We start from the raw sequence: 19,863 nt of genomic DNA on the forward strand, positions 1-19,863 counted from the left end.
CGGCCTCCGTTTTCATCCCCAGTCCATTACGTAATCCATGCCGACCATGTTTCCTTCTGCATTTCGTGCCCATCCCTGGCATGGCGTCGAAATCGGCGCCGAAGCCCCGTCCATCGTGACCGCGTACATCGAGATCGTGCCCACCGACACGGTGAAATATGAGCTCGACAAGGCCACCGGCCTGCTCAAGGTCGACCGGCCCCAGCGCTTCTCGAACATCTGCCCCTCGCTCTACGGTTTCCTGCCGCGCACGCTGTGCGCCGAGCGCGTCGCTGCTTATTGCGAAGAGCGCACTGGCAAGACCGGTATCAAGGGCGACGGCGACCCGATGGATATCTGCGTGCTCACCGAAAAATCGATCGGCCACGGCGACGTGCTGGTGCAGGCGATCCCGATCGGCGGCCTGCGCATGATCGACGACAACGAAGCCGACGACAAAATCATCGCCGTGATGCGCGATGACGCGCTGTACGGTCACCTGACCGATATTTCGCAGTGTCCGAAGTCGGTGATCGAGCGAGTGCGTCACTACTTCCTGACGTACAAACACGCCCCGGGCTCGCCGGATCACGCGGTCGAGATCACGCACGCGTATGGCCGCGACGAAGCGTACGAAGCGATTCGACGCAGCCAGGCGGATTACACGTCGGCGTTCATGGGTGTGAGATAAGACACCCACACCTCCAACCCCCTCGCCCTCAAGGGCGAGGGGGCTAAAGAAATGGCGGGAGCCTTCTCGCGCTCACAGCCACGGAAAGTCATCGGGCTCCAGCCTCGTCCGAACCTCTCAGTCTCAGCGAACCTATCGGCGTCGTTCGAGGTGACGTCTCTCCTCCCGGCAGCTTTTCGGCACAGGGACGGAGCCGAAACAGCAGGGCTCACCATGGACGTGCGGCGAGGGGCGCAATGCGCTCCGGCCGGCGCCCGGTGCCGGGAGGAGAGACGTCACCTCGGACGGCGCGAGCCACTGACGCCTCTTTTCCTGAGCCTCGGTGACACCGTTAGATTCGATGAGATGCTCCCAGGAAAATCGCGAGGGGAGCTAAAGTCGGCGGCATTTGACAGGTTTGGGCTGATACCCTGCCACTGCCTGTCAGCGTTTGAAGTTGTAATCCCGACATGCGCGCCGAACGACTCATTGCCATTCTCATGGCCCTGCAGAGGGCTCAGGCGCTCACCGCCGGTGAGCTTGCTCAGCGTCTGAGTGTTTCGGTTCGCACGATATTTCGCGATATCGACGCGCTCTCGACCATGGGCGTGCCGGTGTACACCGAGCAGGGGCGGGGCGGGGGCATCCGGCTCGTCGAAGGTTACACCTCCGATCTGACTGGCCTGTCTTCCGGCGAAGCTGAAGCATTAGCGCTCATCGCGAGCCCTGCCGGCATCGGCGTTCAGGATCTCGCCGCTCCAACTCGAACCGCGCTCGACAAGCTCGCGGCTGCCGTGCCGACGATGCACCAGCTGCGCGCTCAGCATGCTCGCGGCCGGTTGCTGTTCGATACCAAGCCCTGGTTCCGTTCGTATTCCGTTTCGCCTTACCTGGACACGTTGCGGGCCGCGATCTGGAAAGACGAATGCATCAACATCAACTACCGCCGCAGCAACGGGGAAGAAAAGGAGTATCTGGTCGAGCCTTATGCGCTCGTCGTCAAGGTCGACACCTGGTATCTGATCGGCCGCGTGAAGCGTGAGACTCGCGTCTTCCGCATCTCACGCATGTTGTCATTGGCGACGACCGGCACGAGTTTCACGCGCGATCCCGATTTCGACCTGCACAAGTTCTGGAACGCCTGGTGCGAGAAGTTCGAGAAGAATCCGCCGGTCGCCTTCCCGGTGGATCTGAATATTTCCGCCAAGGGCAAGCAGCAATTGCTCGACAGCTTCGGCAACTGGTTTCGCACCCGGCTCGAGCCGCTCGGCGAGAACTTCAAGGGCCGCAAGCCGGTGACACTCGATTTCGAGCGGGAGGAAGCGGCGCTGCGCATCCTGTTCGACCTGGTGTTCGAGGCCGATATCGTCAAACCCACCGAACTGCGTCGCAAGCTGCGCAATCAAGCCAAGAGAGTCGTGGCCGCGACCACCTGATTATTTTTTCCCCAACAGCACGGCGATCAGGCACGCGATGATCAGCACGCTGTATTCCATGCCGTTGCGGCCGAGCCCGACCACGAACCAGCCCGCATGCCAGTGCACCCACCAGATGCCGAGCGCGGTCTGGATGATGAAGTAAGCCGCGAGCGGCGCGGTGTAACGGCCCAGCGCCAGCAACGTGCCGCCGGCGATCTCGATAAGTGTGACCGCCCAGGCCCACGCGAGACCGAACGGCAAACCTCGCGATTCGAGAAACGGCCCGAACGGGCCCACTGCATTCTCGACGACACGCATGACGCCATGAATGATGAACATGGCCGCGACCGCGATGCGCACCACCATGATTGAAGAGATCTTCATGATCGATCAGCTATCCTTTAGAAAAGGCGCGCGATCATAAGGGAGCGCGTCGGTGATTGCAGCATTAGCGGAATTTCGATCATCAGAGTGATGACCGCATCACGTCTAAAAGCATCTGGTGACGCGCACGGATAACGCGCAATACTTCGCCGCCTTATGAGCACAACTACCGCATCTCCGTCCAACGTCTCCGCCAGCACGTTTGGACTCATTCTCGCGGCGGCGGCCATCCTGCTCATTACGATGGGTGTGCGGCAAACGACCGGCTTGTTCCTGTTGCCCATCACGCAGACCACGGGCGTCTCGATCGTCGCCATGAGCTTCGCGCTCGCGGTCGGCCAGTTCGTATTCGGTGCGGCTCAGCCGGTGTTCGGCGCCGTCGCCGACAAATTTGGCGCGCCGAAAGTCATCATCGCCGGCTCATTGTTGTTGGCGCTCGGCGCCGCGCTCACGCCGCTCATGACGACGAGCGCCGGGTTGCTGCTGACGATGGGTGTGATCGCAGCGGCCGGCGCGGCGGCGGGCAGCTTCTCGATATTGATCGGCATCGCCTCGCAGCGCTTGCCGGCGGAAAAGCGCTCGATGGCCTCGGGCATCATCAACGCCGGCGGCTCGATCGGTCAGTTCGTGTTCGCACCGCTGGTGCAGTTCATCATCGGCGTGGCGGGCTGGGCGAGTGCGATGTTTGCTACGGCCTTCGCGGCGTTGCTGACGATTCCGTTGGTGCTGCCGTTGATACGCTCAGCTAAAAGTGCGGCGAGCAACGCTGTCAGCACCGTCGCGGCGGGTCACATTACCCTTAGCAGTCAGTTGCGCGAGGCGCTGCGCAATCCGAGCTACTTGTATCTGCACGCCGGCTTCTTCACTTGCGGATTCCACATCGCGTTCCTGGTCACGCACTTCCCGAGCGACCTGCAGCTGTGCGGACTGACGCCGAACGTGGCGGCTAACTCGCTCGGCTTGATCGGTTTGTTCAATGTCGTCGGCAGCCTGGGCATCGGCTGGCTCGGCCAGCGTTACCGGATGAAATATCTGCTGGCGTGGGTGTATGCGAGTCGCGCCCTGATGATTGCGGTCTATCTCGTCATGCCGAAGACGGCGCTGAACATTTATATCTTCGCCGCTGCGCTCGGTGTGACCTGGCTCGCGACCGTGCCGCCGACGGCGGGCCTGGTCGGCAAGTTGTTCGGCACGCGCTACCTGGCGACACTGTTTGGTCTCACGCTGTTCTCGCACCAGGTCGGTGGCTTCCTCGGTGCGTGGCTCGGCGGCGTGGTGCTGTCGGAAACCAATTCATATCAATGGATGTGGTACGCCGACATCGCGCTGGCCCTGCTGGCGGCGATTATCAATCTGCCGATTCGCGAACAAAGGTTGCAGGCTCAGCCAGCAACGGCCTGACCCCGCGCGGCCGGCAGCTCCTGCACGTCCATGTGCCCGCTGCATCAGGGCATCCCTGCCCAAGCCCGGCTGATAACCGTATTTTGCCGGCACCCCCTGACGTCCTGCTGCTCCAGTGGGTACACTGCCGCGCCTCCAATAGTCGACACGGACCCGGTGCCATGACTGCACTCGTGACTTTGCGCAATGTCACCAAGAGCTATGTTCGCGGTAAGCAGAAGGTGGAAGTGCTTCATGGAGTCGATCTGACGATCGAGACCGGTGAGTTCCTGGCGCTGATGGGCCCGTCGGGCTCGGGCAAAACCACGTTGCTGAACCTGGTCGCCGGCCTGGATCAGCCCACCAGCGGCGAAGTGCTGGTGGCGGGCGATCGCATCGATCGACTGTCGCGCGGCAGCCTGTCGGATTGGCGCGCCCGGCACATCGGCTTCATTTTCCAGTTCTACAACCTGCTGCCGGTGTTGACCGCCGAGGCCAACGTCGAAGTGCCGTTGCTGCTGACCAATCTTTCCAAGGCCGAGCGGCGCCGGCGCGTGCAGGTTGCGCTGGAGCTGGTCGGTCTCGCCGAGCGGGCCCGGCACAAACCCAACGAATTGTCGGGCGGTCAGCAGCAGCGCGTCGCCATTGCCCGCGCCATCGTCTCCGATCCCACGCTGCTGGTTTGCGACGAGCCCACCGGCGACCTCGACCGGCAGAACGCCGAAGAGATCATGAATCTGCTGCAGGCGTTGAACCGCAGCCAGAACAAAACCATCGTGATGGTGACGCACGACCCGAAAGCCGCCGAGTACGCCTCGCGCGAGCTGCATCTCGACAAGGGCCTGCTCACCAACGATACAAGGCGCGCGGCGTGAAATATTTCAGCCTCGTCTGGGCCGGGCTGTGGCGCAAGAAGACGCGCACCGTGTTCACGATGATCTCCATCGTGATCGCGTTCCTGCTGTTCGGCCTGTTGCAAGGGATCAATCAGGGCTTCAGCACGGCGCTGTCCCGCCTGGATGTGGATCGCTTGTACGTGACTGCACGCACCGGCATGACCGACGGCATGCCGATTTCCTATCTGCCTCGCATTCGCAATGTTGCGGGCGTGCGCGCCGTCTCCATGTGGGCGTACTTCGGCGGCTACTATCAGGACGCTCGCAATCCCGTGCCGGCTTTCGCGACCGATGCGGTCGAGCTGATGAAGGTCTACAAGGAAATCAAGATTCGCCCCGAGTACATCGAGGCCATGGCCAAGACCCGCACCGGCGCGCTGATCGGCGACGCGCTCGCGGCGAAGCACGGCTGGAAAGTCGGCGACCGCGTGCCGATCGGCACGTCGATCTGGACCAACAAGTCCGGCAGCAATACCTGGGAGTTCGACATCGTCGGCACGTTCGACTCGAGCGCGTATGGCGCCGGCTTTCCCTCGTTCTACTTGAACTACAGCTACTTCGACGAAGCGCGGCAGTTCGGTACCGGCCAGGTTCATTACTACATCGTTTCCCTGCAGGATCCCAAGCAGGCGCAGCGCGTCTCGCGCGAGATCGACGATATGTTCGCCAACTCGTCGGTGGAAACGCGCACGCAAACCGAGTCCGCGCTGGCGCAGTCCCAGCTCAAGCAATTGGGCGACATCAACTTCATCGCCAATGCGATCGTGGGCGCGGTGCTGTTCACGCTGTTGTTCCTGACCGCGAACACGATGATGCAGTCGGTGCGCGAGCGCACTTCTGAGTTGGCCGTGCTGAAGACGCTCGGCTATTCGGACACGAAGGTGTTGATTCTGGTGCTCACCGAGTCGCTGCTGTTGTGCTTGTTTGCTGCCGCGGTCGGTATCGGGTTGGCCGCACTGGTATTCGAATCGCCGGCGCTGCAGACATTGTTCGGCAACTTCTCCATGCCGTTGTTCGTGGCGAGCATGGGCGCGGGCATCGCGGTGTTCGTCGCGTTCGTCAGCGGCTTTCCGCCGGCATGGCGGGCGCGACAGCTGAACATCGTCGACGCCCTGGCCGGACGTTGAGCAGGGTGGCCCTATGAAAATGTTCCGTCAGATCGGCGCGGTCACCGCGATGAATTTCCGCAGCCTGCCGCAGCGGGTGAGCACGTCGCTGGTCGTCGTCATCGGCATCGCCGGCGTCGTCGCGGTGCTCGTGTCGGTGCTCGCAATGTCCACAGGGTTGATTCGCACGATGGAAAGCACGGGCCGCGACGATCGCGCCATTGTCATGCGCAACGGCTCGATCGCCGAGACGTCGAGCGCGCTCGACCGGAATTCGGCGAAGCTGATCGTCGATGGCGCAGGCATCAAACGTGACGAGAACGGCGAGCCGATTCTGTCTGCGGAGACGTTCCGCATCCTGAGCCTGCGCAAGCAGGCGGATGACGCCGAGGTGAGTGCAATCCTGCGGGGCGTCGGTCCGAAAATCCTCGCGGTGCGTCCCGAGCTGAAGATTATCGAAGGCCGGATGTTTCAGCCGGCGGTGGCCGAGGTGATCGTCGGCAAATCGGCGCACGCGCAGTTCAAAGGCTTGAATGTCGGCGACGTGGTCCGGTCGCGAGGCGCGAACTGGACCGTGGTGGGAGTGTTCGATACCGGTGGCGATGCGCACGAATCGTCGCTGATGACGGACGCGGAAACCTTGATCTCCATCGATCAGCGCGGTTCGTTCCAAAGTGTCACCGCCTTGCTCGAATCGCCAGCGGCATTCCAGGCGTTCAAGGATTCGTTGAGCGCCAACCCGGCGCTCGCCATCGACGTGGTGCGCGAGCGCGATTATTACCAACAACAATCGAAGACCATGGCCAACATCATCTCCATCATTGCTTATGTGGTGGGCGGCATCATGGCGGTGGGCGCGGTGTTCGCCGCTCTGAACACCATGTACTCGGCCGTGAGTGCCCGCTTACAGGAGATTGCAACGTTGCGAGCGCTCGGGTTCGGTTCAACCGCGATGGTCATGTCGGTGCTGGCCGAAGCGCTGATTCTGGCGTTGATCGGCGGTGTCATCGGCGCGCTGCTCGCGTGGGGATTCTTCAATGGCAATACCGTGAGCACGTTAGGCGGTGCGGGCGGTCTCGGCCAGGTGGTGTTCGAGCTGAGCGTCAGCCCGCAACTGATGATTCTTGGCGTTGTCTGGGCCTGCGTCATCGGCGTGCTCGGCGGTTTGTTCCCTGCATTGCGGGCCGCGCGCTTGCCGGTGGCCGTGGCCTTAAGGGCGGTTTAGTCCGCAGCGCCATCCCTGCGGGACACATTTTGTTATTCTGGGGGCGGAGCGGGCGCCCCCATGCAACAAACGATTCGATTCATAAAATCCGCGGACGGCACGCGTCTGGCGGTCGGCACATCGGGGCAGGGAGCGCCGCTGGTGAAGTCGGCCAACTGGCTGTCGCATCTGGAGTTCGACTGGCAAAGCCCGGTGTGGCGGCACTGGTTTCGCTTTCTCTCCGCCGGCCGGCAGCTGATTCGTTTCGATCCCCGCGGCTGCGGACTCTCGGATTGGAATGTCGCCGATCTCTCGCATGCCGCTCAGGTCGCGGACCTCGAAGCGATCGTCGATGCTTCCGATCTGGAAACGTTTCCGCTGCTCGGCGTTTCACAAGGCGGCGCTGCCTGTATCGAGTACGCCGTGCGCCATCCGGAGCGGGTCAGCAAGCTGCTCTTGCATGGTTGCTACGCTGAAGGCTGGGCGCAACGAGGCGACGATTCGCGACGCCACGGCGAGGCGCTGGTCGAGCTGATCCGTCAGGGTTGGGGCCAGGAGAATCCGGCGTTCCGCCTGTTGTTTGCTTCGTTGTTCATCCCGGACGCGACGACCGAGCAGGTCCGCTGGTTCTCGGACCTGATGCGCACCACGACAGAACCGGAGATTGCCGCCCGAATCATCGAATCGTTCGGGCAGATCAATGTTCGCTCGCTGTTGCCTCTGGTGAAAGTGCCGACCGTCGTGGTGCATGCTCGCAATGACGCCCGCATTCCCTTCGATCAAGGCCGGCTGCTGGCCGCCGAGATTCCCAACGCCAGTTTCGTGACGTTGGAGAGCCGGAATCACATTCTCATCGAGAGCGAACCGGCGTGGGCCCGGTTCGGCGAGGCGTTCAACGAATGGATGGGCGTCACTGAGCCCTCCGATGCCGGCGTTCAAGCGATCGCGCCAGTGGATCTGGCGGAACTGACCGCTCGTGAGAACGCAATCCTTCGCCTGGTAGCGCAGGGTGCTGCGAATGGGGAAATCGCACGGCGCCTGTTCATCAGCGAGAAAACGGTGCGCAATCACCTGACGAACATTTTCGAGAAGTTGGGCGTGGAATCGCGCGCCCGGGCCATCGTCGTGGCCCGCGACCGGGGCGTCGCATAGTCCTATCGGGCAGGTTTTGAAGCAGACCGGGACATTTGTCCCGCTCGTATGGCGCTGCGAATGAGCCTTCTGCCTCATGCGCCGCTTGCCATAAATCTGCAACATGCGCGCACTTTGAAAACCCGCTCGCGAGTCAAACGTATGAGTGCCGCAGCCGCCATGGTGGTGTCGCCCGCCGCCGAAAAGCTCTTCCAGGAAAATTCCGACCGTGCCCGCTATGCCCGCTGCATCAAGGCGTCCAAACGAGTGCGCTGGGATATCGACGCCGACGTGTTCCGCGGCCGGACGTTCGATTTTCGCCGCAAGTTCCTGCCCGACGGTCTCACCAAGGTGGACGAGCTCGAGTTCCTCACTGTGGAGGAGAAGCGGGCGATGAGTCACGTGCAGGGGCGCAGCTATGCGTGCCTGTTCGGATTGGTGGAACGATTCATCAGCGCCAAGACGCTCGAGCTCGCCAGCAAGCAGGTGTTGGGCGATCAGGTCGCGCTCGAAGGGCTGGTGCGCTTCAGCGACGAAGAGCTGAAACATCAGGAACTGTTTCGCCGCATCGAAACGGCAATCGCCGCGCGCATGCCGGGTGGCTATGCTTCGATCGCCGATGCCAACGAAGTGGCGCGCACCGTGCTGAACAAATCCACGTGGGCGGTGCTGGCGCTGACCTGTCACATCGAGTTGTTCACGCAGGCTCACTATCGTGAAAGCCTGGAGCGCGACGACGAGCTGTCGGATCTGTATCGCGACATCTTCCGTTTCCACTGGCTGGAGGAATGTCAGCACGCGGTCATGGACGAGATCGAGTGGAGTCGTGAGGATCGCAATCTCACGTCGGCGGAGCGTGACATTGCCGTCGACGATTTCATTTCCCTGCTGCGCACACTCGATGAGGTAGTGAGCGCGCAGTCCTCGGCGGACGCGGGATATTTCATGCGGCTGTGTGAGCGCAGCTTCTCGCCGGCCGAGCAGCAGCAGATTCGGAACACGATGCTGCGAGCCTATCGCTGGCAGTACATCGTGTCGGGCGTCCAGCATCCGCAGTTCACCAAGATGCTGAGCAGCATGGTGACGCGCCAGCAGTTGCAGCGCGTGCAGGCGTCGCTGGCGCTGATGATGGGCGGACGAGTCTGAACGCTGAGGGGCCGACGCTCGTCGGCCCCATTCGGAACTACCGCTCAGGCCTGCGGAATGGGACCCAGGTAATCCAGCTTGCCGATCTCCACACCGCCATGACGCAGCAGTGCGTACGTGGTCGTGACGTGGAAGAAGAAGTTCGGCAGCGCCCAGTGGCGCGCGAAATCCACTGCCTTGAAGTTGAGCGAGGTGCGCGGCGTCTTGACCGTGACGATGCGGTTGTCGTCGCCGTCGAACTGCTGGGGCTTGAAGCCCTCCAGATAGTCGATGGTCTTGGTCACGCGCGCGATCAGTTCAGCCATCGTGGTCTCGGTGTCTTCGAACTTCGGCGGCTCAGTGCCGCTCAGGCGCGCGGCCGCGCCCTTGGCGGCGTCGCTCGCGATCTGAATCTGACGGGCCAGCGGCAGCATGTCCGGATACAGCCGCATGGAAGCGAATACGTTGGGATCGAACTTGCGCGCTTCGGCATGCGCGACTGCCTTGTCCAGGATGGTTTTCAGGCTGCGCAACGAATGCAGGAACGTGGGAATCGACACGTCGTACAGTGACAGGCTCATGGCGTGGTCTCCAGCCCCCCTGGGCTCTATTGGTTTGGCGCCGCGGATTATAGGTGGGCGGTAACATTCCGGTCTCCGGTCGGCGGACGGAATATTCAGCGCTCTGGATCACGAGTCTTTTGCCTGACACCGCAGGTGTCAGACACCTCACTGTCGAGCGAGCACCAACGTGTCGGCTTCGCGGCCGAGCTCGATCAGGCGCAGCCGGCCGTTGTCGTTGCCGATGACGGTGACCGATGCATGATCCGGCCGGACGCACACGACAGCATCGCTCTGCTGGGCGGCGCCGACGGCGGCATTGATCGCGATGAAATGAGTGTAGATGACGCAGTCGTGCTCGATGGCGAGCAAGGACTCGATCAGCTGACGGCGCCACTGCAGATAATCGATCGATCCTGGCGGCGCTTTCTCGTGCAGCTGTTGCCAGGTGCCGCGCATCGATGCGATCAGCCAGTCGCGTCGTTCGGTGGCGGCGATCGGCGGTGAGGGAATCTCCGCGACCGAAGCCATCGGCTCGGCGTTGCAGAACCAGATCTGTTCGAGCGGCTGCGCGGTTTCGCGGCAACGGCGCATCGGGCTGGAGTAGAGCGGCAGCCGGGACAACGAGCGGGCCAGCTCTTCAGCGGTGGATTGCGCTTGGGTCAGGCCGTTGGGGTCGAGGCCCGGATCGGGATCCTCGCCCCAGGACGCGGCGGGTTTGGCGTGTCGGACCAGATACAAACGTGGCATGCCGCCAGTTTGCGTTATTTTTCGGGCGGCTTGTACACGTCGACAGACAAGGTGACGGTCCGGCCCTCGTTCACGTTGAGCGCGCCGACCCCGACCACCTTGCGCTCGACTTCCTCGCCGCGGTCATTGCGGACCGAAATGACGATCGAATATTCCCACGGCTCGCCTTCCGCCGGATGACGGAACCCGCCCTCGACCCGCAAGGCCGAGAAGGTGGCTTTCGCTCGCTGTTCCGCGACGGCCTTGGGATCGAAGCGCAGGTGGTGCTTGCACGCCGGGCAGATGCTCGCGCTTTCGAGAATGGTCGACTTGCAGTGCGGGCAGACGCGCGTCTTGCCATAGGCGGACGCGCGTCCCGAACCTATCGAAGCCACGGCGGTTACTTACCGCCCTTCTCATCCCAGCCGAATTCGGCACGGCCGCGCATGCGAGAGCCCGCAGCGACGGTGAGCGAGCCAGCCTTCAGATCGCCGTTCAGCACGCCGGTCTGCAACAGCTCGACGCGCGTGGCCGCATCGATGTTGCCTTCCAGCTCGCCGCCGACGACGACGGTGTTGGCGCGAACGCTGCCGGTGATCTTGGCGCCCTGCTCGATGGTCAGGTTGCCCTGCACGTGCACGTCGCCCTTGAAATTACCTGCAACGCGGACGTTGCCCGAGCCTTCGATCTTGCCTTCGATGGTCAGGCCGGCGGCCAGCACCGATTCCTTGTTATCCGCAGCAACGGCAGAGCGAGCCGCCGGCGCGGGGGTACGGGCTGTTTCGACACTCGCGACCGTGGCCACGGCTTTTTCCGGGGCGGGATCGGGGGTGTTCTGTTCCCTGCCGTACTGATCTTTCCACAACGCCATATCGGCACACTCCTCAAGTTGAACGAGCTGCGGTTAATTACACAGCCAGCTAAAACGTGTCAAACATTCCGACATGAAGCGTCGCGGGCTGGAGACAGCATTGCGAGGCTGTTCGTTCCGCCGCGTCGTTCAGTTGCGGCTTTTGCGATGCAGGAATACGGATTGTGAATTTGCTCACTCGCGGGCCTATATTCGGACCGCACAACTCTAAGCCGGTGAGGATTTCTACATGATCAAGCTCACGGTCAATGGCCAGCCACGCGATGTGGACGTGTCGGGGGATACACCACTGCTTTGGGTGCTTCGGGATTCGTTGGGGCTGACAGGCACCAAGTTCGGCTGCGGGATGTCGCTGTGCGGAGCCTGCACCGTTCATGTCGAGGGTGCGCCAACCCGCGCCTGTATCACGCCCGTCGAGAGTGTCGCGGGGAAGGCGATCACCACGATCGAAGGTCTGTCTTCCGATCGCAGTCATCCGGTGCAGAAAGCCTGGATGGAAATCGATGTGCCTCAATGCGGGTACTGCCAGTCCGGACAGATCATGTCGGCGGCGGCGCTGCTCGAGCAGAACCCGAAACCTTCCGATGCCGATATCGATGCGGCGATGAGCGGCAACATTTGCCGCTGCGGCACCTATCCGCGCATTCGCAAGGCGATTCATAAAGCCGCGGCGATAGCCGCGGGGCAAACCGGCAGGGAGGGCGGCTGACATGGCAACCACACCTATCATCGCCTTGTCTCGTCGTGGCTTTCTCAAATCGAGCGCGACTGCCGCTGGCGGTCTGGTCATCGCTTGTTACTTGCCGGGCTGTAGCAAGCCGGAAGAAGTCGCGAGCCAGTCCGGTCCGGCGAAGATGGTCAAAGCCAATGCCTTCCTGCAGATCGGCACCGACGGCTCCATCACGATGTTTTGTGACAAATCGGAAATGGGCCAGGGCGTATACACCGCGCTGCCGACGCTGCTCGCCGAAGAGCTGGGCGTTGCGCCTACCGCTATCAAAGTTGAATTCGCACCGCCTGGAGACGAGTACGTGAACAAGCTGCTCGGCGCGCAAGCAACGGGCGGCAGCACGAGCGTTCGTGAAGCGTGGGACAAGATTCGAATGGCGGGCGCCGAAGCGCGCACTCGTTTGATTGCCGCCGCCGCTAAAGAGTGGGGCGCGCCACCGCAGTCATGCACGGTCGCCGATGGCTATGTGTTGTTTACCAGCCGTCGTGCTTCTTTCGGCGAGTTGGCCGAAGCTGCCGCTGCGATGCCGGCGCCGCAGGACGTTCAGGTCAAAGGGCGCAACGAGTTCAAATACGTCGGCAAAACCTTGCCCAGACTCGACACGCCATCGAAGGTGGATGGCAGCGCGCAGTTCGGCATCGACATGCGCTTGCCCGGCATGTTGTACGCAGCGCTCGCGCAGCCGCCGGAGCTGGGCGGCGCCGTGAAGAGCTTCAATGCCGACAAAGCCAAGGCAATGCCCGGCGTGCGCGAGGTGTTACAAACATCGTCAGGCGTGGCGGTGGTTGCCGACACTTGGTGGCAGGCGAAGACCGCCCGCGATGCGTTGGATATTCAGTGGAGCCCGGGCCCAGCGGCGAAGCTCACCAATGCAGCCATCTACGCCGGATTGAAGAAGGCTTCGGGCGGCAAAGGCTTGGATGTTCGCAAGGAAGGCGATGTCGATGCGGGCTGGAAAGCGAACAGCCGGCGCGTCGAGGCGACCTACGAGCTTCCGATGCTCGCACATGCGACGTTGGAGCCGCAGAACTGCACCGTCGAGTTCCGCGACGATGGCTGTCACGTGTACGCGCCCACTCAAGTGCAGCAGATGTCACAGGCTGTGGCGGCGAAAGCGGCTGGGCTGCCGCCGGAGAAAGTGTTCGTGCATACGACGTTCCTGGGCGGTGGCTTCGGTCGTCGACTGGATGTCGATTTCGTTCCTGCCGCGGTCGAATGCGCGAAGGCGATGAACAAGCCGGTCAAGCTGCTGTGGACGCGTGAAGACGATACGTCGCACGACAAATATCGTCCGCCCGCTCGCAACACGCTGTCGGCGGCGTTTGACGGCAATGGAAAGTTGAATACGGTGAAGGTGCACCTGGTCGCGCCATCCATAACTGCACGCTGGGCGCCAGGCGCTGTGCCGCAGGGAACGCCCGATCCATTCGCGATCGAGGCGGCTCACAACTTTCCGTACGAGGCGCCGAATCTGCACATCGATTATGTGCAGCACGAAGTCGGGCTGGATGTTGGCTACTGGCGTTCGGTGAGCCATGCGCTCAACTGTTTCACCATCGAAAGCTTCATGGACGAGTTGGCCGCCGAAGCACAGATGGATCCCGTTGAGTTCCGTCGTTCCTTGCTGACCAAGCAGCCGCGCTGGCTGTCGGTGCTCGACGCCGCGGCGAGCAAGGCGAAGTGGGGCAGTCCGCCGGCGGGACGTCATCAAGGCGTGGCTCTGATGTCGGGCTACGATTCCTATCTGGCTCAGGTCGCGGAGATTTCGCTCGAAGGCGACAAGCTCAAGGTCCATCGCATCGTCTGCGCCGTCGACTGCGGCCAGATGGTGAACCCCGGCATCGTTCAGGCCCAGGCCGAAGGCGGCATCATCTTCGGTTTGACCGCGGCGCTGTTCAGCGAGATCAACGTGACGAACGGCAAGGTCCAGGAACAGAACTTCGATACGTATCGACTGCTGCGGATGAACGAGGCGCCGGTCATCGAGGTTCACTTGCTGAACAGCGACGAGAAACCCGGCGGTATGGGCGAGCCTACCGTCGCGCTGGTAGCGCCGGCCGTTTGTAACGCGATCTACGCGGCGACCAGGAAGCGGCTCAGGAAGTTGCCGATCGTAAAGCAGGGATTTGTGGTGTGAGGAATCAGCAGCAGCGCGAGACCCCGGTCCATTTGCTCTGCTGCTGTTTGAGATAGAAGGCGCGCCGGCTCATCGGGGGAGAGCCGGCATGCGCGTGAGCATGATGCGCCAGATATTTGTCGTAGGCGTCATCGGTGGCGAGCGACCGAATCATGCTCCAGGCGAGGCCCAGGAATGATGTCAGTCGTTGCATGCTCATGCCGCTTCCGCCCCGAGTTTGATGCTGCTGATATGGACATGCGGCGCTTCCGAGTTCGGAGGCACCGGCTGGCCACGGATGGCGCGCAGGCTAACACGCACCATGTCGGCGATGACAACCCAGAGAATTGCCGACAACAGCACCGCGAGTACGGCGTCGAGGCGCTGGTTGAAGATCAATTGCGGGGCGACCGCGGCTTGTTCAGGTGACATCGCGCCGGAGGCCAGCTTGGCCGCCATCTGGTTCGCCGCCGACAGAAAGCCGATGCGCGGATCGTCGGAAACTACTTTCTCCCAAGTGGCCGAAGTCGTGATGATCGCGAGCCACGCCAGCGGCACGCCGGTGACCCAGCTATAGCGCAGCTTGCCTTGCTTGATCAGGATGCCGGTCGCCACGCTCAGTGCGATGCCGGCCAGCAGCTGATTGGCGATGCCGAACAACGGCCACAGAATGTTGATGCCGCCGTTCGGATCGACCACGCCGATGTACAGGAAGTAACCCCAGCCGGCCACCACCAGGCCGCTCGAGATCAGCACCGACGGGTACCACGAAGTCTCGCCCATCGGCTTCCATACATGGCCCAGCGCATCCTGCAGCATGAAGCGGCCGACGCGCGTGCCGGCGTCGAGCGTGGTCAGGATGAACACCGCCTCGAACATGATGGCGAAGTGGTACCAGATGGCCAGCATGCTCTCGCCGAACGCACTCGAGAAAATACTTGCCATGCCGACCGCCAGCGACGGCGCGCCGCCGGTACGCGCGAACAGCGTCGACTCGCCCATTTCCTTGGCAAGGAACGCCATCTGATCGACGGTCACCGGAAAGCCCCAGCTCGAAATGGTGGTGACGGCCGCCTCGGCAGTCGCGCCGACGATGCCGGGCGCGCTATTGATCGCGAAATACACGCCCGGCTCGAGCAGCGTTGCGGCGATCATCGCCATCACCGCCACGACCGATTCCAGCATCATGCTGCCGTAGCCGATCAGGCGCACATCGCTCTCGTTGCCGATGAGCTTCGGCGTCGTGCCGCTCGAGACCAGCGCGTGGAACCCCGAAATTGCTCCACAGGCAATGGTGATGAACACGAACGGGAATAGCGCGCCACCGAAGATCGGGCCGCTGCCGTCGATGAACTGCGTCACCGCCGGCATGTGGATCTCGGGCCGCATCAGGATGACGGCCACGATCAGCAGCAGGACGGTGCCGAGCTTGAGGAAGGTCGACAGATAATCGCGCGGCGCGAGCAGCAGCCACACCGGCAGCACGGCCGCGATGAATCCATAGCCGATCACGAACCAGGCGAGCGGCTTGCCCTGCAGGTTGAACAGCTCGCGCAGCGCCGGATGCGAATCGACCCAGCCACCGCCGACCACCGCGAACAGCAATAGCGCGAGACCGATCAGCGATCCTTCCAGCACGCGACCCGGCCGGATATTGCGCAGATACAGACCGACCAGCACCGCGATCGGGATGGTGGCGAACACGGTGGAAGTGGCCCACGGGCTGTGCTTCATCGCATTGACCACGACCAGGCCGAGCACCGCGATCAGGATGATCATGATGGTCAGCGTGCCGAGCATGGCCGCGAATCCGCCGACCGGGCCGAGCTCGTCACGCGCCATCTGGCCGAGGCTGCGGCCATTGCGTCGAGTGGACAGGAACAGGATGGTCATGTCCTGAACGCAGCCGCCGAGCACGCCGCCGACCAGGATCCACAAGGTGCCGGGCAGGTAGCCGAACTGGGCCGCGAGCGTCGGACCGATCAAGGGGCCGGGGCCGGCGATCGCGGCGAAGTGATGGCCGAACACGATCCAGCGATGCGTCGGCATGAAGTCGCGGCCGTTGTTCAGCCGCAGTGCCGGCGTCGCGCGCGTCGGGTCGACGCTCAATACCTTGGCGGCCACCCACGCACTGTAAAAACGATAGCCGAGGCTGTAGATGCAGAGCGCGGCCACCACGATCCACATGGCATTGATGGTCTCGCCGCGATGGAGCGCGACGCCGCCGACCGCGAAGGCGCCGACCAGCGCCACCAGAGTCCAGAACGCTTTTCGTATCATTTTATTCCGCCGGGTCCCTGCGCCGCCTGATGCGGGCCGCATGGTAGCGCCGGTCAGCCCCCAATCGAAGTTAAGAGTTGCAGGGCTATTCGCCGAATTGGCTCGCGGCGAGGCCGGCCCAGTCGGTGCAGAACAGCCGGCCGTCGCGCAGCTCGGTCTTGATGATGCCGGTGTTCGGCAGCGGATGGCGCAGGGCGAAATCGGCCGGCACATTGCTGGCCAGCACCGGCACCATGAAGCCCAGGGTCGCGCTGTGCGCGACGATCACGACGATGCCGGAGTCCAGCGCGTGACGGTTCATTACTTCCCGCACAAACGGCAGGAAGCGGCGCTGCACGTCGGCGAAGCTTTCGCCGGCGCCGTTGCGCGCGTCGAGGTCTTTTTCGATTAACCACTTACGCGTCAGCTCGCCGTAGACCGCGCGGATGTCCTGCGTGGACTCGGGTGTCATGCCGAAGTCGATTTCGACCGCTTCGGGCGCGAGCGACAGCGTGAGGGTGTGATCGAACGCCACTGCATCCGCTGTCTGAATGGCGCGCAGATGGGTGCTGCTATAGATCTTGGTGATGGGCGCGCCGCTCAGCGATTCAGCCAGCGCGCGCGCCTGTTCCACGCCCTTCCGCGTCAATGGATAACTCACCCCGCCGTCAGGCACGGTGCGCGGATTGCCGGGAACATTGATCTCGCTCTCGCCATGGCGGACGAACCAGATCTGCAATGGTGTATCGGCCGTCGACGGCAGCGAAGCGGCGAGCGCCACCGCGCCGACGAGGCCCACGAATGCACGACGATTGAGCCGCGTGGTGATCATGCGATCCGGTGTATTGCTGCGATGAGGGTGGCAAGTCTGGCGTGCTGTTGTACCTCATCGCCATTTTTTGGCAAGTCTGCGTACGCCTCGCGTGCGCATCGCATGTAGCAAACGTGCAATGTGAGATCGTCGATCGAGTGTTGACTACTTTTGAGCCAACGAGCGGAGTATGCTCAGCCGCCAACGAAACGTCTCTTGACTCGACCGCTTGATTACCTAACAAAGTTCATCGAGGGAAATCGCGATGGCAGATCAGAGTGTCCGTGGACGATTCGTCTGGCATGAGCTGGTGACGCCGGACGCCAATGCCGCCCATGCGTTCTATGGGAAGGCGATCGGCTGGAAGCCCCAGCCCTGGGAAGAGGATGCTTCTTACGTAATGTTCGCCGCGCAGCGCGGTCCGATCGGCGCCACCGTCGCAGGCAACGGATCCGCTCCGCACTGGCTGCCGTATATCGGCACCGGCGATATCGACGCGACCATCGAGCTGGCCAGGCAAAAGGGCGGCTCGGTCTTGAAGGATGTAGACACGCTGTCCAGCGGCAGCCGCCACGCGGTGCTGCAAGATCCCTATGGCGCGAAGTTCGGTGTGTATGAATCCGCCGAAGACTACGGCAAGATCACGCCACCGCAGCCGGGCGAGCATTCCTGGCACGAGCTGATCAGCACCGACCACGAGGGCGCGTTCGACTTCTACTCCGCCTTGTTCGGCTGGGAGAACATGGTCGAGCACGACATGGGGCCGATGGGCAAGTATCTGATCTACGGCGTCGGCGACGTGCCGTTCGGCGGCATGATGACCCTGAAGACCGGGCCGAGCCCGAACTGGTTGAGCTATGTGCACGTCAAGGACGTGAACCAGACCGCCAAGAAAGTGAAGTCTGCCGGCGGCCAGGTGATCAATGGCCCGATGGAAGTGCCGGGTGGCGATTGGATCGTACAAGCGATCGACCCGCAGGGCGCGATGTTCGCGGCCCATGCCACGGCGGCGAACATGAAGAAATCAGAAAAGAAGGAGAAGAAGGTGAAGCCTGAACAGTTGAAACTCGATACCGAGACGCCGCCGTCGGCCGTGCAGGATCCGGAAACGCCGGCTGAAGAGCAGGCGCCGCCGGTCGAAACACCGCCCGCCGCTCCGGCAGAGAAGCCCGCCAGGAAGCGCGCGCCTGCGAAGAAGGCTCCGCCGAAGGAAGCTCCGCCCGCGGAGGCCCCGGCTGAGGAAGCGCCCGCCAAGCAGGCGCCCGCGAAGAAGAAGTCTCCGGCGAAGAAGGCGCCTGCCAAGAAGAAGGCACCCGCCAAGAAAGCGCCGGGCAAGGCACCCAAGAAGGGTGGCAAGAAGAAGTCGAGTAAGAAGTCGGCGGGGAAAACCGCCGGCAGCAAGAAGACCGCAGCCAAGAAAGCCAGCAAGAAAAAGGCTGCGGCCAAGAGCAAGACGCGCTCAGGGGGAAAGAAGAAGGCGGCGAAAAAGCCGCGTAAGGGGAAGTGATCAAACACTCCCAGGGAAGGGACTAGTAATTAGCCTTAGCGATTAGCGCCGGGGTCGTCGAAGGATTCGACGACCCCGACTTCTATCTGACTTCCACCCGCATCGAGCCGATGCCGCCGATGCCGGCGTCGACGATGTCGCCCGACACCACCGGCCCCACGCCCGGCGGCGTGCCCGTGAGAATGATGTCGCCCGGATACAGCGTGAAAAATGACGACGCATATTCGATCAGGCGCGGCACGTCGTTCAGCAGATTGCGAGTGTTGCCGCGCTGACGCGGCTGACGATTCACCTGCAGCCACAGGCCGAGTGCTCCCGGGTCTGCAATCTCATCGCGCGTAATCAGCCACGGGCCGAGGACGGTATGGCCGTCCGGCGACTTGCGCAGGCTGCGCTCTTCCGTGCCTTTGACCGTCATGTCCAGCGCGACCGTATAGCCGATCACATGATCCATGGCGCGCTCACGACCGACGTTGCGACACCAGGAGCCAATGACGACCGCCAGCTCCACTTCGTGATCGTGTTGCCGGCCCGGCAGGGTGAGCTCGATGCCGTCGGACGGACCGGCGACCGAGGTGCTCGCCTTCAGGAACAGGCCGTCGCGGTCCAGCGTGCTCACCGGATAGTCCGCGTCGTCGGCGGGCTCGTGATAGTTCTTCAGCGCGCCCAGAATTTTGCTGGGATTGGCGATCGGGCTTTTCAGCGCGCAGTCCGCCAGATGGCGGGGCACGCCGGACAAGGCCATCGAGTCGATCAGGCCGCGCAGCCGGTCGAAGTTCGCGATCAGCAGGTCCCCCGGGTCGAGCGGCCAGCGCGCGGCGGGGATGGAGTCCAGGACGGTGGTCACATCGACGACCATGTCGCCGCGAAGCACACCTACTCTGTCGGTATCGAATCTACATAGACGCATGCGGCCGGCAGCTTCCCCTACGGCGTCCGGCCGTGCAAGAGCCGGCACATTCGTGTAGAAAGACCGCCTCGCTCAAT

At 62.7% G+C, this 19,863-nt stretch carries 20 protein-coding genes; 11 read left to right on the forward strand and 9 right to left on the reverse strand.

Going from position 1 to position 19,863, the window contains the following annotated elements; translation table 11 throughout:
* Positions 1-46 precede the first annotated feature (46 nt).
* The gene (locus GYH35_RS14770; RefSeq protein WP_202624334.1) at positions 47-670 is read left to right on the forward strand and encodes an inorganic pyrophosphatase; all 624 of its coding nucleotides are present in this window, start codon (positions 47-49) and stop codon (positions 668-670) included.
* A gap of 449 nt (positions 671-1,119) precedes the next feature.
* Positions 1,120-2,085 (forward strand): helix-turn-helix transcriptional regulator, encoded by a 966-nt coding sequence (locus GYH35_RS14775; RefSeq protein ID WP_161828865.1) that lies wholly within the window; start codon positions 1,120-1,122, stop codon positions 2,083-2,085.
* Here the strand turns inward: GYH35_RS14775 and GYH35_RS14780 are convergent, their stop codons facing one another.
* Entirely contained in the window at positions 2,086-2,451 is a 366-nt protein-coding gene (locus GYH35_RS14780) for a DoxX family protein (RefSeq protein ID WP_161810687.1), read from the reverse strand.
* 156 nt (positions 2,452-2,607) lie between these two features.
* On the opposite strand from GYH35_RS14780, the gene GYH35_RS14785 reads away from it, so the two are divergent.
* From GYH35_RS14785 to GYH35_RS14810, 6 genes are all read left to right on the forward strand, one after another.
* Positions 2,608-3,852 (forward strand): MFS transporter, encoded by a 1,245-nt coding sequence (locus GYH35_RS14785; RefSeq protein ID WP_161810688.1) that lies wholly within the window; start codon positions 2,608-2,610, stop codon positions 3,850-3,852.
* A 161-nt stretch (positions 3,853-4,013) separates the two neighbouring features.
* Positions 4,014-4,706, forward strand: coding sequence for an ABC transporter ATP-binding protein (locus tag GYH35_RS14790; RefSeq protein ID WP_161810689.1), 693 nt, complete (start codon positions 4,014-4,016; stop codon positions 4,704-4,706).
* Complete coding sequence (locus GYH35_RS14795) at positions 4,703-5,854, forward strand: ABC transporter permease (protein WP_161810690.1); 1,152 nt, start codon at positions 4,703-4,705, stop codon at positions 5,852-5,854. The genes GYH35_RS14790 and GYH35_RS14795 overlap by 4 nt, the downstream gene beginning before the upstream one ends.
* Before the next feature lie 13 nt (positions 5,855-5,867).
* Complete coding sequence (locus GYH35_RS14800; protein ID WP_235936786.1) at positions 5,868-7,058, forward strand: ABC transporter permease; 1,191 nt, start codon at positions 5,868-5,870, stop codon at positions 7,056-7,058.
* A gap of 60 nt (positions 7,059-7,118) precedes the next feature.
* Positions 7,119-8,189, forward strand: coding sequence for an alpha/beta fold hydrolase (locus GYH35_RS14805; protein ID WP_161828866.1), 1,071 nt, complete (start codon positions 7,119-7,121; stop codon positions 8,187-8,189).
* 141 nt (positions 8,190-8,330) lie between these two features.
* Positions 8,331-9,314: a hypothetical protein gene (locus GYH35_RS14810; RefSeq protein ID WP_202624335.1), complete on the forward strand. Its 984-nt coding sequence runs from the start codon at positions 8,331-8,333 to the stop codon at positions 9,312-9,314.
* A 44-nt stretch (positions 9,315-9,358) separates the two neighbouring features.
* Here GYH35_RS14810 and GYH35_RS14815 read toward each other — a convergent pair whose 3' ends face one another.
* The 4 genes from GYH35_RS14815 to GYH35_RS14830 all read right to left on the reverse strand — a co-directional run bounded on the left by GYH35_RS14815 (position 9,359) and on the right by GYH35_RS14830 (position 11,453).
* On the reverse strand, positions 9,359-9,874 hold the full coding sequence (locus tag GYH35_RS14815; RefSeq protein ID WP_161810692.1) for a DUF1993 domain-containing protein: 516 nt from the start codon (positions 9,872-9,874) through the stop codon (positions 9,359-9,361).
* A 147-nt stretch (positions 9,875-10,021) separates the two neighbouring features.
* A complete protein-coding gene (locus GYH35_RS14820) occupies positions 10,022-10,603 on the reverse strand; it encodes a histidine phosphatase family protein (protein ID WP_161810693.1) in 582 nt (193 codons plus the stop codon).
* A gap of 14 nt (positions 10,604-10,617) precedes the next feature.
* Entirely contained in the window at positions 10,618-10,968 is a 351-nt protein-coding gene (locus tag GYH35_RS14825; RefSeq protein ID WP_161811367.1) for a hypothetical protein, read from the reverse strand.
* Positions 10,969-10,982: 14 nt separating this feature from the next.
* Complete coding sequence (locus GYH35_RS14830) at positions 10,983-11,453, reverse strand: bactofilin family protein (RefSeq protein ID WP_161810694.1); 471 nt, start codon at positions 11,451-11,453, stop codon at positions 10,983-10,985.
* A 229-nt stretch (positions 11,454-11,682) separates the two neighbouring features.
* On the opposite strand from GYH35_RS14830, the gene GYH35_RS14835 reads away from it, so the two are divergent.
* Both GYH35_RS14835 and GYH35_RS14840 read left to right on the forward strand, forming a co-directional pair.
* Positions 11,683-12,162, forward strand: a complete 480-nt coding sequence (locus GYH35_RS14835; RefSeq protein WP_161810695.1) for a (2Fe-2S)-binding protein — start codon at positions 11,683-11,685, stop codon at positions 12,160-12,162.
* A 1-nt stretch (position 12,163) separates the two neighbouring features.
* A complete protein-coding gene (locus GYH35_RS14840) occupies positions 12,164-14,320 on the forward strand; it encodes a xanthine dehydrogenase family protein molybdopterin-binding subunit (protein ID WP_161810696.1) in 2,157 nt (718 codons plus the stop codon).
* 4 nt (positions 14,321-14,324) lie between these two features.
* Here GYH35_RS14840 and GYH35_RS14845 read toward each other — a convergent pair whose 3' ends face one another.
* From GYH35_RS14845 to GYH35_RS14855, 3 genes are all read right to left on the reverse strand, one after another.
* Positions 14,325-14,519 (reverse strand): CstA-like transporter-associated (seleno)protein, encoded by a 195-nt coding sequence (locus tag GYH35_RS14845; RefSeq protein WP_202624337.1) that lies wholly within the window; start codon positions 14,517-14,519, stop codon positions 14,325-14,327.
* Complete coding sequence (locus GYH35_RS14850) at positions 14,516-16,579, reverse strand: carbon starvation CstA family protein (protein WP_161828867.1); 2,064 nt, start codon at positions 16,577-16,579, stop codon at positions 14,516-14,518. The genes GYH35_RS14845 and GYH35_RS14850 overlap by 4 nt, the downstream gene beginning before the upstream one ends.
* Before the next feature lie 85 nt (positions 16,580-16,664).
* Positions 16,665-17,357 carry a histidine phosphatase family protein gene (locus GYH35_RS14855; protein ID WP_161828868.1) on the reverse strand — a complete coding sequence of 231 codons (693 nt, stop codon included), beginning with the start codon at positions 17,355-17,357 and terminating at the stop codon, positions 16,665-16,667.
* Positions 17,358-17,634: 277 nt separating this feature from the next.
* On the opposite strand from GYH35_RS14855, the gene GYH35_RS14860 reads away from it, so the two are divergent.
* Positions 17,635-18,876 carry a VOC family protein gene (locus GYH35_RS14860; RefSeq protein ID WP_161828869.1) on the forward strand — a complete coding sequence of 414 codons (1,242 nt, stop codon included), beginning with the start codon at positions 17,635-17,637 and terminating at the stop codon, positions 18,874-18,876.
* 82 nt (positions 18,877-18,958) lie between these two features.
* Here GYH35_RS14860 and GYH35_RS14865 read toward each other — a convergent pair whose 3' ends face one another.
* On the reverse strand, positions 18,959-19,786 hold the full coding sequence (locus GYH35_RS14865; protein WP_161828870.1) for a fumarylacetoacetate hydrolase family protein: 828 nt from the start codon (positions 19,784-19,786) through the stop codon (positions 18,959-18,961).
* Positions 19,787-19,863: the final 77 nt, after the last annotated feature.

The organism is Steroidobacter agaridevorans (assembly GCF_009932555.1).
Classification (GTDB): domain Bacteria; phylum Pseudomonadota; class Gammaproteobacteria; order Steroidobacterales; family Steroidobacteraceae; genus Steroidobacter; species Steroidobacter agaridevorans.

Excerpts from the sequence above, each read along its gene's own strand:
- GYH35_RS14770 (WP_202624334.1), top strand. The coding sequence starts at position 47 with ATGTTTCCTTCTGCATTTCGTGCCCATCCCTGGCATGGCGTCGAAATC.
- GYH35_RS14775 (WP_161828865.1), top strand. The coding sequence starts at position 1,120 with ATGCGCGCCGAACGACTCATTGCCATTCTCATGGCCCTGCAGAGGGCT.
- GYH35_RS14780 (WP_161810687.1), bottom strand. The coding sequence starts at position 2,451 with ATGAAGATCTCTTCAATCATGGTGGTGCGCATCGCGGTCGCGGCCATG.
- GYH35_RS14785 (WP_161810688.1), top strand. The coding sequence starts at position 2,608 with ATGAGCACAACTACCGCATCTCCGTCCAACGTCTCCGCCAGCACGTTT.
- GYH35_RS14790 (WP_161810689.1), top strand. The coding sequence starts at position 4,014 with ATGACTGCACTCGTGACTTTGCGCAATGTCACCAAGAGCTATGTTCGC.
- GYH35_RS14800 (WP_235936786.1), top strand. The coding sequence starts at position 5,868 with ATGAAAATGTTCCGTCAGATCGGCGCGGTCACCGCGATGAATTTCCGC.
- GYH35_RS14805 (WP_161828866.1), top strand. The coding sequence starts at position 7,119 with ATGCAACAAACGATTCGATTCATAAAATCCGCGGACGGCACGCGTCTG.
- GYH35_RS14810 (WP_202624335.1), top strand. The coding sequence starts at position 8,331 with ATGAGTGCCGCAGCCGCCATGGTGGTGTCGCCCGCCGCCGAAAAGCTC.
- GYH35_RS14815 (WP_161810692.1), bottom strand. The coding sequence starts at position 9,874 with ATGAGCCTGTCACTGTACGACGTGTCGATTCCCACGTTCCTGCATTCG.
- GYH35_RS14820 (WP_161810693.1), bottom strand. The coding sequence starts at position 10,603 with ATGCCACGTTTGTATCTGGTCCGACACGCCAAACCCGCCGCGTCCTGG.
- GYH35_RS14830 (WP_161810694.1), bottom strand. The coding sequence starts at position 11,453 with ATGGCGTTGTGGAAAGATCAGTACGGCAGGGAACAGAACACCCCCGAT.
- GYH35_RS14835 (WP_161810695.1), top strand. The coding sequence starts at position 11,683 with ATGATCAAGCTCACGGTCAATGGCCAGCCACGCGATGTGGACGTGTCG.
- GYH35_RS14840 (WP_161810696.1), top strand. The coding sequence starts at position 12,164 with ATGGCAACCACACCTATCATCGCCTTGTCTCGTCGTGGCTTTCTCAAA.
- GYH35_RS14845 (WP_202624337.1), bottom strand. The coding sequence starts at position 14,519 with ATGAGCATGCAACGACTGACATCATTCCTGGGCCTCGCCTGGAGCATG.
- GYH35_RS14850 (WP_161828867.1), bottom strand. The coding sequence starts at position 16,579 with ATGATACGAAAAGCGTTCTGGACTCTGGTGGCGCTGGTCGGCGCCTTC.
- GYH35_RS14860 (WP_161828869.1), top strand. The coding sequence starts at position 17,635 with ATGGCAGATCAGAGTGTCCGTGGACGATTCGTCTGGCATGAGCTGGTG.
- GYH35_RS14865 (WP_161828870.1), bottom strand. The coding sequence starts at position 19,786 with ATGCGTCTATGTAGATTCGATACCGACAGAGTAGGTGTGCTTCGCGGC.